Origin of the sequence: Streptomyces sp. NBRC 110035, from assembly GCF_000829695.1 — a bacterium.
Lineage (GTDB): Bacteria > Actinomycetota > Actinomycetes > Streptomycetales > Streptomycetaceae > Streptomyces.
Window position 1 is genome coordinate 1 of sequence record NZ_BBNN01000070.1, and the last position, 12,209, is coordinate 12,209.

Annotated in this window: 15 protein-coding genes; 5 read left to right on the forward strand and 10 right to left on the reverse strand. The window is 68.4% G+C overall.

Features of this window, described 5'->3' with window-relative positions; genetic code table 11:
- Positions 1 to 166: 166 nt before the first annotated feature.
- From TU30_RS32260 to TU30_RS32295, 8 genes are all read right to left on the reverse strand, one after another.
- Positions 167 to 1,543 carry an IS1380 family transposase gene (locus TU30_RS32260; protein WP_042177080.1) on the reverse strand — a complete coding sequence of 459 codons (1,377 nt, stop codon included), beginning with the start codon at positions 1,541 to 1,543 and terminating at the stop codon, positions 167 to 169.
- 653 nt (positions 1,544 to 2,196) lie between these two features.
- Positions 2,197 to 2,616 carry a hypothetical protein gene (locus TU30_RS32265; protein ID WP_042177082.1) on the reverse strand — a complete coding sequence of 140 codons (420 nt, stop codon included), beginning with the start codon at positions 2,614 to 2,616 and terminating at the stop codon, positions 2,197 to 2,199.
- Positions 2,613 to 3,227, reverse strand: coding sequence for a DUF433 domain-containing protein (locus TU30_RS32270; RefSeq protein ID WP_042177084.1), 615 nt, complete (start codon positions 3,225 to 3,227; stop codon positions 2,613 to 2,615). The genes TU30_RS32265 and TU30_RS32270 overlap by 4 nt, the downstream gene beginning before the upstream one ends.
- 230 nt (positions 3,228 to 3,457) lie before the next feature.
- Positions 3,458 to 4,276 (reverse strand): aminoglycoside phosphotransferase, encoded by an 819-nt coding sequence (locus TU30_RS32275; RefSeq protein WP_234308072.1) that lies wholly within the window; start codon positions 4,274 to 4,276, stop codon positions 3,458 to 3,460.
- Positions 4,277 to 4,361: 85 nt separating this feature from the next.
- Positions 4,362 to 4,574 (reverse strand): hypothetical protein, encoded by a 213-nt coding sequence (locus TU30_RS32280; RefSeq protein WP_042177088.1) that lies wholly within the window; start codon positions 4,572 to 4,574, stop codon positions 4,362 to 4,364.
- Positions 4,571 to 5,689 (reverse strand): radical SAM protein, encoded by a 1,119-nt coding sequence (locus tag TU30_RS32285; protein ID WP_042177090.1) that lies wholly within the window; start codon positions 5,687 to 5,689, stop codon positions 4,571 to 4,573. Before TU30_RS32285 ends, TU30_RS32280 begins: the two co-directional genes overlap by 4 nt.
- A 142-nt stretch (positions 5,690 to 5,831) precedes the next feature.
- Positions 5,832 to 6,536 (reverse strand): hypothetical protein, encoded by a 705-nt coding sequence (locus TU30_RS32290; protein ID WP_078878770.1) that lies wholly within the window; start codon positions 6,534 to 6,536, stop codon positions 5,832 to 5,834.
- Positions 6,533 to 6,961: a DUF6415 family natural product biosynthesis protein gene (locus tag TU30_RS32295; protein WP_042177093.1), complete on the reverse strand. Its 429-nt coding sequence runs from the start codon at positions 6,959 to 6,961 to the stop codon at positions 6,533 to 6,535. Before TU30_RS32295 ends, TU30_RS32290 begins: the two co-directional genes overlap by 4 nt.
- Positions 6,962 to 7,246: 285 nt before the next feature.
- Between TU30_RS32295 and TU30_RS32300 the strand changes: the two genes are divergently transcribed.
- Complete coding sequence (locus TU30_RS32300) at positions 7,247 to 7,690, forward strand: ATP-binding protein (protein ID WP_052480004.1); 444 nt, start codon at positions 7,247 to 7,249, stop codon at positions 7,688 to 7,690.
- On the opposite strand, the gene TU30_RS32305 is transcribed toward TU30_RS32300, so the two are convergent.
- Together TU30_RS32305 and TU30_RS32310 are read right to left on the reverse strand one after the other, a co-directional pair.
- Positions 7,668 to 8,384 (reverse strand): 2'-5' RNA ligase family protein, encoded by a 717-nt coding sequence (locus TU30_RS32305; RefSeq protein ID WP_042177095.1) that lies wholly within the window; start codon positions 8,382 to 8,384, stop codon positions 7,668 to 7,670. The genes TU30_RS32300 and TU30_RS32305 overlap by 23 nt on opposite strands.
- Before the next feature lie 19 nt (positions 8,385 to 8,403).
- A complete protein-coding gene (locus TU30_RS32310) occupies positions 8,404 to 9,726 on the reverse strand; it encodes a M48 family metallopeptidase (protein WP_042177097.1) in 1,323 nt (440 codons plus the stop codon).
- 183 nt (positions 9,727 to 9,909) lie between these two features.
- Here TU30_RS32310 and TU30_RS32315 point away from each other — a divergent pair, with 183 nt between their 5' ends.
- The 4 genes from TU30_RS32315 to TU30_RS32330 are packed head-to-tail and all read left to right on the forward strand — an operon-like array spanning position 9,910 to position 12,015.
- A complete protein-coding gene (locus TU30_RS32315; protein WP_042177099.1) occupies positions 9,910 to 10,791 on the forward strand; it encodes a helix-turn-helix transcriptional regulator in 882 nt (293 codons plus the stop codon).
- Complete coding sequence (locus TU30_RS32320) at positions 10,788 to 11,018, forward strand: DUF397 domain-containing protein (protein WP_042177101.1); 231 nt, start codon at positions 10,788 to 10,790, stop codon at positions 11,016 to 11,018. Before TU30_RS32315 ends, TU30_RS32320 begins: the two co-directional genes overlap by 4 nt.
- 54 nt (positions 11,019 to 11,072) lie before the next feature.
- On the forward strand, positions 11,073 to 11,603 hold the full coding sequence (locus tag TU30_RS32325) for a flavoprotein (protein WP_042177103.1): 531 nt from the start codon (positions 11,073 to 11,075) through the stop codon (positions 11,601 to 11,603).
- 28 nt (positions 11,604 to 11,631) lie between these two features.
- Entirely contained in the window at positions 11,632 to 12,015 is a 384-nt protein-coding gene (locus tag TU30_RS32330; RefSeq protein WP_042176980.1) for a hypothetical protein, read from the forward strand.
- Positions 12,016 to 12,209: the final 194 nt, after the last annotated feature.

Here is a 12,209-nt window from a genome sequence, read left to right on the forward strand (position 1 = left end):
TTAGCCTCGATCTTTCGTGACGGGCCGCCGACGGAGTCGGTGGCCCGTTTTCGTGCCGTGAGCTGTGGATGGGCAGGGTGGTGGCCCGAGTGTCGTCTCGGGTGGGCGCCGGGTTCCACTGCTCCGGGCGGTGAGGGGCTGTCGTAGGGACGGGTGGATCTGCTGGTCAGCCGGGGTTCGGTAGGAGTGCGAGCCGTTCGAGGGCATCGGTGATCACGCCGGTCCAGGGCCAGTGCCCGGCCAGGCGGAGGATTCGCCGGCGGCCGGTGGTCACGAGCTGTCCGGCCGTGGAGAACAAGCGGAGCCGCAGGCGGCGGGGCTCCCAGAGGCGGGCGGTGCCGGTCAGCGCGAGCATGGGCATCCAGGCCAGCAGGTCGAGAGCGATCTGCACGATCTCCAGCCAGACCTCGTTCTGGGCGGTGCGGTGCAGGGGCAGGTTGCGCAGTCCGGTGGCCCGGGCGGCTCGGATGCGGTCCTCCGCGCGGGCCCGCAGCCGGTGACGGAGCTCGAGCTCGGCGATCGGCAGGCCGGTCGTGTTGGTGGCGAAACACGTCAGCCGCATGCCGTCGGCGTCGGTGATCCTCAACTGTGCCCCGGGATGCGGCCGTTCCTTGCGGACGATCAGCCGCATGCCCTTCGGCCAACCATCGAGGACGTCGCCGGTGAGTTCGGCGACCCAGGCCCCGTCGCGGATCTCGCCGTTCGTCTCGACGGCCGGTGTCCAGGCGGATGCCGGGATCTTCAGCACGTGGTGGTGGATCTGGTCGGTGATGGTCATGCCTACGGAGTAGGACAGCCACCTCCCGCGCTGGGCGAGCCATGCGACGAAGGCGTGGGTGCCGCCGGCGGAGTCGGTGCGGATCAGGGTCCGCCGCCCGCGCCGGTACTCCTTCGGCAGTTGCGCCAGGGCCAGTTGAGTGGTGGTGATGTGGTCGGCCGCCGTGTTCGAGCCTGCGTTGCCCGGGCGGAGCAGGGCCGCGACCGGTTCACCGGTGCCGCCGGGCCCGTGGTCGACGAATCCCATGAGCGGGTGGTGGCCGTAGGACCGCTTCCAGGTCGGTGCCGCGTCCTCCTTGTCCGAGTGCGCGAGGACCAGCACCCCGTCGAGGTCCACGGTCACCGACCCGCCCGCATCGGGAGCCCTGGTCCCGGCCACCTTCCAGACCCGTGCTCGGGCTTCGGCCCGGGCGGCCCGGATCGCCCCCAGAGCCTTCTCGCCGGAGGCGGCGAGAGTGTCGAGGAGACGAGAGACCGTCGGGTCGGAGGCGACCGGCCCGAACACCGCCCGCTCGGCCCGCAGCATCCCGACATCCGCCAGGCAGTCCCCGCCCGCCGCGACCGCCAACGCCACGTCGAGCAGGACCTTGCCCGGATCGTGCACCGCCCGCGGCTTCCGCCACGGCCTCAGCGCCGCCGATATCGCGGTGTCCAGACCGGCCTTGCGGACCGTCTCGACCAGCAGCACCCCGCCGGCCTGGGAGACCACCGCCCGGCCCCCACCCTCGATGCGGACACGCGGGTATGACCCGATACTCTTCTTCACCTGAGAAGTGCTTCTTTCCACGGCACGATCTGGACCCTCGACAAGTCCTATCGTTGCAGGTCAGGAGCACTTCTCGCGTTTTTGGATCACGCTTCGGACAGCCCACCTCGTGAAAGCCCGAGGTTAGGTTTGCGAGCGCATGACTCCTGTTCCCCGCGCTTCCTCTTGCGCTCCCGGTCGATGGCAGATGCTGCCTTGTCTACCCCTGTGACGAGAGTGGCAGCGGAGTGGACGTGGACCGGCAGCTGTCGGTTGAGGCGGTCGAGTACCTCTTGCGTCGGTGCAGACATGGTTCGGAACGGTACGAACATGGTCGTGGGCGCACGCAAGTGCGCATTGGCTGCCATGCACCCGATCCAGCCAGCCACGAACGGGCGTGCCTGATGATCAGGCGATGGCTGAGAGGGAGGGACGTGTGCGTGCCCGATCCGCCAGACCCGGGCACCCTGCGTCGCCCCACCGTCTGGACGATGGCACGTCGGCTTTGTCTTCGGCGTCGGCATGGCCGTCTTCACCCACCGCACCCACGGCCCCGGAGCTGTCGCAGCCATCCTCGCATTCCGTGCACCGCCACCCCGAGCTCAGGGCCACATCACGCACCACGGTTACGCTCCGCCTCATGTGGCCTGACGCTTCCGCCCGACCAGAGCGCGTCAGGTCTTGAGGCGGCTGACTGCGACCCGCTGGCCTTTGAGTAGGGGCAGATTGCGGACGTGGAAGGCATGGGCGCCCGTGACGTTGCTCATCTCGTCCAGGATGTGCGGCATGGCGGCGAGATAGGCGGCTGTTGAGTTCACGATGTACAAGAGCCCCTCTGCATCGGGCTGGCGGTGGCCGATCCAGTGCAGGCCGGTTTCTATCAGCGCGTCGCGTTCGTCTCGGTTTGACAACTGATTGCGGTCTTGAGTCATGATCGCGTCGAAACCACGGTCGCTGACGGCATGTATGAGTTCTGTGTCCATAACGCCCGACAGTCCTTCGTCGTGAGCCGTACGGAACTCATGCAGGAAGAAAACAGTGCTCAAGGGAGGCAGGATTGCTGGTGTCTCGTTCTCGTCCAGGAAGAACCTCATGCAGCGCGGCCTCCGATCTGCTCGACCTCCTGGTGGAAGTCGGCCGCGTCAGCCGCCCCTGAAATCTCGACAGTTGGATAGAAGCGATGGACTTCGGCCGGTGCGACACCGCCGGCGACCAGCTTCGCGACAGCGTCGTACGGAACGCGTGTCCCCTGAATGGTCGGCCACCCCCCGAGCCGGTTCTCCTTGACCTCCAGGTGCGGCCGGGGACGTCGGAAGTCCGCGACGGTCCGCCCTTGCATGTTCTCGAATGACGCGAAGACGTCAGCCAGGCTGTAGATCACTTCTTGACCGGGGCGACGGACAAGGTCGATAGCTCTTTCCTCTTCTACGAGGAAGACCGAATCACCCTCGGTGACGAGTTTGTAGGCGGCCGGATGTTCGGTCAGGTCCCACTTGCGTAGCTGGTCCATGGCTTTGCGGATCCGCTGCAGAGGCAGCTTGCTGCGGAGGTAGACAAATGTTCGCAGGGCCGCCACATCCCGGAACGAGTAACGGACCGGGTTGTCCTGCAGTTCGGGCTGCAGCAGATGGGTGCGGCGCCAGCTGTGCAGCTGAGCGACTGACGCTCCACTGAGTGCCGCGGTGAGGTCCACGGGGAAGCTCATGATTCACCTCCTCTCACGAGCCCTCGCCACTGATTGAAGCGTGTGCCGATAGTGCGAGCATCCCACGAAGCCACTCTGCCCCCCACGTGTAGCCCGGATGCCGGAATAGTACGGGCTTGCAACGCCCTCGTCTGCTGTTGCGAGGAGGCTGGTACCACGTCGCGAGCGTTCCTCTTCTGCCACAGCGGCCGTTGTATACCGGGCAGCGCAGGTGACTCCCGCCGTGATCGTCAGCGGGCGGGGAACGTACCGGGCGTGGTTTGCAGGTGAGCGTGGGCGGCCACCGCATGGGTGGCCATCACAGCCTTCCAAGGTGCGGCATCGGCGCGAGCGATCTCCCGCCACGCCGCAGCGTTGGCGGCAGAGAACGCCTCCTTGGCCTCAGCTGGTGCCTTGCGCCAGGAAGGGAACTGGCGGGCGAAGGCGTCCGCCTCAACGAGCGTGTGTCCGGCTTCGAGGAGCCGCAGAATGAGGATGGCGGGGTCGATCCAGGCGGCGCCGCGTGTGGGCCAGGCCCAGTCGATGATGTGGGCACGGTCGTGGACGAGGACATTGTGCGGGGCGAGGTCGGTGTGCAGGAGGGTGTCACCGGCGAAGAGGGCAGCGGTTCCGGGCGGAGCGTACGCGGCCCAGCGCTGCTCGGCGGCCTTGATCGGGATGTCCGCCGGGGCCGTGGTCCTCTGAAGTTCCGCGATCGCCGTAGCGACGAGGGGCAGGTCCGGGGAGCCGGGGGTGTAGTCCGCGTGCCGTCCAGGGAGGACTTCGTATCCGAGCAGGTCCCAGCCGGCCGTCTCGATGTGCCAGTACAGGCGGGGGCAGGCACGGGGGAGGTGTGGGTTGATCGCGGCCTCTCGATGCTGGGCCGGGGCCTGTGGGTGGTCGGTGGGGATGCCCTTGACGAAGACCGGGCCGTGATCGGTGTCGATGAAGGCGGCGATGCCTGAGTTCAGCCCTCCGTCGGCGGTGCGGGCGGCGTGGACGGGGCCCGCCTTGTCGGCGATGGCTTGGCGGGCCTCCACGGGGAGGTCGTGGAAGTGGCGGCGGATCATGGACACGGCGCGGTTCCTCGGAGAAGGCGATGGGCTGCCCCGGCCAGCGTACGGCCGGGGCAGCGTGCCGGAGCGGAGCCCCGGTCTAGTAGGGCTGGTCGTCGCCGGCCGAGCAGCTGCACCCGGCGGACTCGGCGACGTCGACGTCCAGGTCGCCGATGATCTGGAACGTGCCCTCAGGGACCGGGGGCGCGGAGATGGGCACGGGCAGGGCGCCGGTGGCCTCTGCGGGCGGGCGCAGGCCGATGGTGACCGGGATCGGCGCGGGCCGGGTCAGGGTGGCGCTGGTGGGAGTCATGCTCCGTAACCTCCGTGTTGGCAGTAGAGCGATCGGTTGTCCCCCGCCTCCTGGTGGAGCTTGGCCAGCGGCCGGCATGTCCTGCAGGTGCCGACCTTCGAGCAGCCGGAGCATCCACCGGTGCGGAGCTGGAGGGACTCGGCGATGCCGCCGAGTCGGGGGAGGGCGGTCAGGCCCTCGGTCATGAGGTTCACGCTGGGGTCGCGGCCGATCTTGCAGACCGAGGCGATACCGTGCGGGTCGACGTGGAAGAAGGTGTGGCCGGCGTTGCAGCCGGTGAAGACACGGCGGGCGCGGACGTACTTCTGGGCCTGTGAGGCGAGCGGCTTCGCTTCTCCGTCGATCGTCGGGGACATGTTCGTGAAGACCTGGTACGGGAAGCCCCAGCGGTCTTCCACCAGGCGGACCATGTCGTCCACCTCGTGGGCGTTCTCCTCGGCGACGATGATGTTGATTCGCACGGGCAGGCCCGCCGCACGGGAGGCGTCCAGTCCGCGGGTGAACCGGTCGAAGGCGCCGCGGTTGCGGGTGACGGAGTCGTAGGTCTCTCCCGTCGCCCCGTAGAGGCTCACCGTCAGGCGGTAGGGCCGCAGGCGGGCGAACAGCTCCTGCATCCTCACTTTGTGGAGCTGGCTGCCGTTCGTCGATACCTGGATCATCATCCCGAGCCCGGTGGCGTACTCGTACGCGGCGGCGAACTGCGGGTCGATCAGGGCCTCGCCGCCGGTGATCTGGAGCCACAGGACTCCGGCGTCACGCAGCATCGTGAGCAGGCGGGTCTTGTCGTTCCAGTCCAGGCCCTCGAACCGCTTCTCGCCGAGGTAGCAGAAACCGCAGTCGTGGTCACAGCCGAGGTTGATCTCCCATGACGCCTTCGCATACCCGTAGGTGGAGCGCTCGCGGACAAGGAGGGACTCCCGCAGTGGCCCGGAGGGCATGGGCATCTGCCATGCGGCCGTGGTCGCCTCGGCGAGCCAGGCCGGGGCCGACCGGTCCTCGGAGACCGCCATGTGCAGTTCCTCGAAGCGGGACTCGGGGATGGCCACTCCCTTGGCGTGACCGGGTCGGAGGAGGAGGTACTGGCCCAGGAACGGGCTCGCGATCAGTTGGTGCACGTTGCCTCCATGTCGTCTGGCAGAGGGTGGGGCGGGTCCGTGCAGAGGTGGAGTCGGGGAACTCCTCGGACCCGCCCCGCTCACCGGCCCCCTGTCCTTCGGCTGGCTGGCCGGTGAGGCTGGAGGGCCCCGACGCGGGGGTCTACGAGGCAGTGGCCAGATCGTTGAGCAGCTCGTCGAGGCCGACGACGCGGAACGACTTGAGGCGCCGAACCAGCTGCGAGGCGAGGAACGTCCCGATGTTCGGATGGCCGTACGGCAAGGGCGCATCCGGCTGTGCGATGACCTTCACACCGCCCTCGTCCCGGCCGTACAGAGTGCCGTGCACGCCGTACAGGGGTGCGCTCTTGGCCAGGAACACCGTCGGGTCGTCCTCCAGGTGCGGACAAAGCCTCGCGGCGGCACGGGTGTGCCTGCGTGACACCGGAGGTTGATTGGTGAGGATGTTCGGCCAACTTGGATCGTGATCCCGAGGGCCGGCGAGAAAGATGAAGCCGAGGGGCGTGCGGGCGGGGCCTGTGCAGACCTGGCAGGTGAGCGTCTGCATGCACACCATCTGCCGGTGGGGGTGCATCAGTTTCCACTGCGGCACACCGGAGATCCGACCTTCGGCGTCGACAGGGTTCCACCCGCACCGTGCCCAGAGCACGCCCCGCGGGTCTCGGTCCCGAGGGTCCTCGTCCGCGTAGTACAGCCGCGGGCCGGAGGAATGGCGCGTGATGACGAGGTTGTCCGGCGCCGCGTCCTCCCCTTCCCTCTGGGTGACGTACGGGACCAGGGAGAGACTCTTGTCACTCGACCCGACAGCCCGCGGGTTGTACATGAGGCGGAGGAGCGGGAAAGTCACGGCGCCTCCGTAAGGCACTGGTGGGCCACCAGGCGTTCAATGAGTTCGTCGAGCGTCCACGCCATACGTCGGATGTGTCCGACGGCCCGGCGGTGATCCGTTGGCACTTCCTCGGATCGGATGGTGCGCCCGCGCTCGACGAGGCCGGCTGTTTGCTCGTCCCTCTCGGCCGCCTTGGAGACCACGGCGAGGTGGACGAGTCGCATCAGGTGGCCGCGAAGGCGCTGTGCGTGCTCGTCGACCTCGTGTTCGGTGGGCGTGTAGTCGTCCAGGACGGCTGCCACGTCATCGAGCAGCAAGCCGTCGACATACGGGGCCCAGCACTGCACCTTCTCCAGGACCCTTCTCAAGCCGGCCTCGGTGAAGGGCGGTACGGCGGCTCGCACGGGATGGGACCAACCGGGGCGGAGGGTGGTGGCCGTCATCGCCCCGACTCCTCTGGCACAGCGAGGCGTAGCCGGTAGGTAGCTCGTACGGGGGCGGGCACGGTGATCTCCTCTACGCGAAGTCGGCGATCCGGACGGCTCTGGAGAGGGCCGGCCATCGGCTTCGAGGCTCCCGTCGCGGTAGGGGCGTTTCCACGCCGCCGATACGCCGTCTCCCCGCCGTCCGGGCGGCGGAGAAGCGTCGGGGGGACGGCGTGGAGACGCGCTGCGGACAAGCGGACCCTGTGGGGCACGCCCATTCGTACGACCGGAAGAGCGACCGCGATGCTGAACGACTCAAGCCCGGCAGTGCACAGTCCGCACATGCACTGGATGCCTCTGACCGGTCGGTGCGAGCCGCTCTCCCTGGCCCGTGACCGGGTTCGTACCGTCCTGGCCGGCGTCGTCCTCAGCGTGGACGACGCTGTGCTGGTCGTATCCGAGCCGGTGGGCAACGCAGTGCGACACACGACTGCCGGCCCTGACCGTCTGACCATCGAGATCGACGGGGATCAGGTCGTCGTCGCGGTCCACGACCCGGAGCCTGACGACGGTCGGGTGCACCTGTCGGAGACGGCTGCGGATCCGCTTGCCGAGTCCGGCCGTGGACTGTGGCTGGTGCAGACGCTGGCACGTCGGTGGTATGTGGAGACCACTGCCGTCGGCAAGGCGGTCGTTGCCGTCCTGCCGCGCGGGAAAGCAGCGATCAGCCGAGCGGCAGGCTCTTGACGACGTTCCACCGGTAGGTGCGTTCCTCGCGTCGCAGCTCCACCAACTGCACTTCCTGGACGTGCAGATCGACTGGTGCAAGGCCGCGGAGGGGGGTGACGGCCTCGATGACCGGGGCAGCGGGGCGTGGCCGGTTGTTGTAGGCCAGGCTCAGGTGGGGGCGGAACAGCGCGGTCGGCTTCCGGGGAGTCAGCTCCAGGGAAGCCATGGACTTGCTGAGGGCCGCGTGCAGCGCCAGTATCGGGCCCCAGGGCGCGACCGTCAGGCGTACGGCTCCCCGAGAACCCGCGAGCGGGACCGCCCGCAGGCTGAAGGCCGCCGGGAGAAGCGGTGCCGCCGCGCTGATGACGTCATCGAGACGGCTCAGCGGCAGCGCTGCGGCGGCACCGACGCGTGTGAGCGTGATGTGCAACCCGTCGTCGGGGACCGGATCCAGGCCAAGCGGCGCGAGGTGCTGCTGACAGCGAAGAGCGAGGTCGGCCAGCGCTGGGCTGTCCGGGAAGGTGAGCATCCAGTAGTACGCCCGGGTCTGTGCCGTCCAGCCGGGCCGGTCCCAGTGATCGACCATGGTCTCCACGGCGTCGAAGGCGCCCTGGTCGTGCGCCGCAATCACCGCCGGGTCACTCAGGTCGGCCGGCGGGTGGGCAGGGAAGGCTGCGGGATCGGCGCTGAGCTGGACGTGCGGCCAAGACACCCGGCGAACTCCTCCGTGATCACCCTGCCTCAGCAGGCGGGAACTGACAGCCCCAGGCGCGGAGCTGTTCGCCATACTCGGGCACCGCTGGCCGGGACCGCCAAGGGGCTGCTCGCTCGTACAGGTCCCGGGAGCGTTGTCGCACCGAGCTGATCGGCAGCGGGCTGGCCAGAGTGATCGCCTGTTGCCCGAGGGACATGGCGTGCTCCACGTCCGGTGCTCGCTGTTGAAGCATCGCGGTGGCCACGTCGAGGCGGACCAGCGAGCGGCTCCACGCGGAGTCGGACTTCTCGACCAGGTCGTCGAGGTTCTCGGCGTCTCGCAGCACGTGCCCGGTGTCCTGCAGAGCGACACGGGCGGTCAGCGCATTGGCCAAGGTGCGGGCCCGCCCATACGGCGAGAAGGAGATGCAGGAGGTCAGGCCAGGAGCCACGTCATGCTGATCGGAGAGCTCCAGAGCCCGCCCGATGGCCCGCTCGGCCTGGGCCCGGTCATCGAGCTTGCCGAGCGCCCGGGCCCGGCCGTTGACCAGCAGCCGGATGGCCTGCGGGTGGTTCGGCGCCCGGTCCACCGCAGCAGCGGCCCGCGCGTCGGCCTCGTCGTAGCGGCCTGCGTAGTACGCCGCGAAGGACTGGGTGCCGCAGGCCCACAGCTCGGTGTCGAGATCGCCGATCGCCCGACTCAGTTCCAGCGCTTCGGCGCAGTACGCCTCAGCCAGGGGGAACGCGCCGGTGTTCACCGCCATGTAGCCGAGCAGTCCGCCAGCGCGTGCAGCGATCCGGAACAGTTCCTTGCGTGCGGCCGGAGGTTGCTGACCGGCGAGCAGGGTGTGCCCCATGCTGTGCAGGCTCTTCGTCTGCCCCCACAGGCCATCCGGCCCGTCCTTCTCGTACCGCTCGGTGATTCCCTCGATCCGGGAGGCGAGAAAGGACAGAGTGGTCTGGTCGACGTTGCCGGAGGCCAGCTGGCGGGCTCGGGCGACAATGTCCGTCGGGTCGTCGGCGGGGGCGGGCGGGCCGGGCTGGGGAGAAGGTGGAACGTTCGCAGGTAGGGGTTCCGGGGCGGACGGTGGATAGGCCGAGGGCGAAGCGAACAGGTCGCGGGCAGTCGTGCCCAGCAGCTCCTCCAGAATGCGGCACGTGTCCGGGCGGGGAAGCTGCTTCAGTTCCCCACTCATCCACCGGTCGAACTGCCGCGATGAGACCGCGACCGAGGCCAGCCGAGGGTCATCCGCCTGCTTGGCCAGGTTCTTGGCCGCGCGGGAGAATTGCACCTCGAATGCCGTGTAAGTCGTGAGGTGGCGCTCTTCGAGTAACTGCCGAAGCAGCGTGTTCCGGGGCATGGAAGACCTCCCAACACGTCGGCGGAACCATGGGCTCCTCGGCAAACGGCACGCACGCCGGACCGTGCGGCGTACGGGATGTCCTACGCAAGAGTGCCGACGCAAAGCGCAACTAGGCAATATGTCTGGCCAAGTTGGCCCGTTCGGGTTGTCCGCCAACGGGTGGATGGACAGACTGCCTCCATGGCACTGAAGAGGAAGCTGGCCCCTCAGTCGGTCTACCGACGTCAGCTCGCCACACGGCTGCGCGAGTTACGGGAGGCGTCCGGCCTGACCCTCACCGAGGTGTCGAAGCAGATCGAGATCAACCAGGGGTCCCTCAGCCGGATCGAGACCGGCGAGCGCGGCACCACCCCTGTACTGGTCCGGGCTCTCCTCGACTGCTACGCCGTCACCGACACCGAACTGCGTGACGACATCCTCGACCTGGTGCGTGCCGACAAGGAACAGCAGAAGCCCTGGTGGCGGAAGTACTCCACGGTTCTCACCCCGACCCGCTACGACGGTTACCTCGCCCTGGAGGCAGGGGCCGTCGGGCTGGCCAACTACCAGCCCCTGCTCGTTCCCGGCCTGCTTCAGACGGAGGACTACGCTCGCGCAGTCATCGCCCAGATGCGTCCCGAGCTCACTTCTGACCAGGTGGACGCCCTGGTCAAGGTACGGATGGAACGCCAGGAAAGCCGCCTGTCCGGCGAGCATTCCACCGACCTGTGGGCCGTCCTGGACGAAGCCGTCCTCCACCGGGTTATCGGCTCTCCCGCCGTGATGCGCCAGCAGTTCGACCACCTTGTCCAGGCCGACGAGCAGCCCAACGTCACCATCCAACTTCTCCCGTTCTCCGCCGGCGCCCACCCCGGCCTCTACGGGCCCTTCGTCATCCTCACCTTCCCCCAGCCCACGGCACCGCTGGTCTGGCTGGAGAACCCCAACAACTCCGTGTACCTGGAGTCCGAGAGCGACATCCAGAACTACACGGACATCTTCGACCAGCTCAGGGCCTCGGCCCTCAGCCCCGCCGAGACCCGTACCCATCTCACCCGCACCGCCGAGGAGCTTGAACCGTGAGCACGCCCCCGCCGCGCCGCCTCCACGCCGAGGAACTTCAGAAGGCGCGCTGGCGCAAGAGCTCCTACAGCGGCGGCGCCAATGATTGCGTCGAGATCGCCGACCTCGGTGCGTACGCAGCGGTACGCGACTCAAAAGACCTTGAACTGTCACCGGTGATTCTCAGCCGCTCCGCCCTGGATGATCTGCTGGGCCTTTACACGGACGGCGAAACTTGCGTCGGCTGAAACCCTGGCCAATCCGCACGTGCACCGTGTCAGCAGCCACCTGGGAGTGCCCGCGTGAGTGACCAGCACGACAAGCCGTTCCTGCAGATCGTGGTCTGCGCGGCCGGGGTCGCCGCCGACGTCGGCCGACTGATCACGGCAGCTCAGGAGCGCCACTGGGACGTCGGCGTCGTGGCCACCCCGCAAGGGCTCGGCTTCCTTGACGCGGCGGCGGTTGAAGCCCAGACCGGCCGCCCCATCCGCTCGGCCTGGCGGTCACCGGAGGAGCCGCGCCCGAGCCGTACTGCGGATGCCATCGCGGTCGCCCCGGCCACGTTCAACACGGTCAACAAGTGGGCCGCCGGGATCTCCGACAACCTCGCGCTGGCGATCCTGTGCGAGGCACCCGCCATGGGTGTTCCCGTCACCGTGCTGCCGTACCTGAACTCCGCCCAGGCTGCCCATCCGGCATACCGCCGCAGCCTGGACGTGTTGCGCGAGATGGGTGTCCTGATCGGCTCCTACGAGCCTCACCGGCCGAAGGCTGGCGGCGGGCCCTCTCTGTCAGCCTTGGGTGAGACGTCCCGCTTCGTCGGGTTAGCCTGAGAGGGCACGACAGGAGAACCACCCCCTCATGACCAGCACCAACCCCGCCGGACCCGATCCGGCTGCCCGGCCGAAGCGCCGGACCTTCAGTCCCGAGTACAAGCTGCGGATCGTGGCCGAGTACGACTCCGCGCCCAAGAACGAGAAGGGCGCGATCCTGCGCCGCGAGCGCCTGTACCACTCGCACGTCAAGGAATGGCGGGCCGCGCGGGATGCCGGGGCCCTGGAGAAGCTGGTCGACAAGCGCACCAGTCCGGCGAGGCCGAAGAAGTCCGCCGCCGAGGCGGAGAACGAGAAGCTGCGCCGCCAGGTGGAGCGGCTGGAGAAGGAACTGGCCCGGAACAAGGCCGCGCTGGAAGTCATGGGAAAAGCTTCCGCGCTCTTGGAAATGATCTCCGAGAGCGCGGACTGATCGCTGCCGCCGAACCGGTGGCCGACGACGCGTTCACCGGCGTCGAGGGCGAGCTCGGTATCACGGCGGCCTGCCGGCTGACCGGCCGCTCCCGGGCCACCCACTACCGTCGGCTGCGGCCCCCACCGGAGCGAAAGCCCAGAAAACCACAGGTCCAGCCCTCAGCCCTCACACCCGAGGAACGGGCGGCGGTA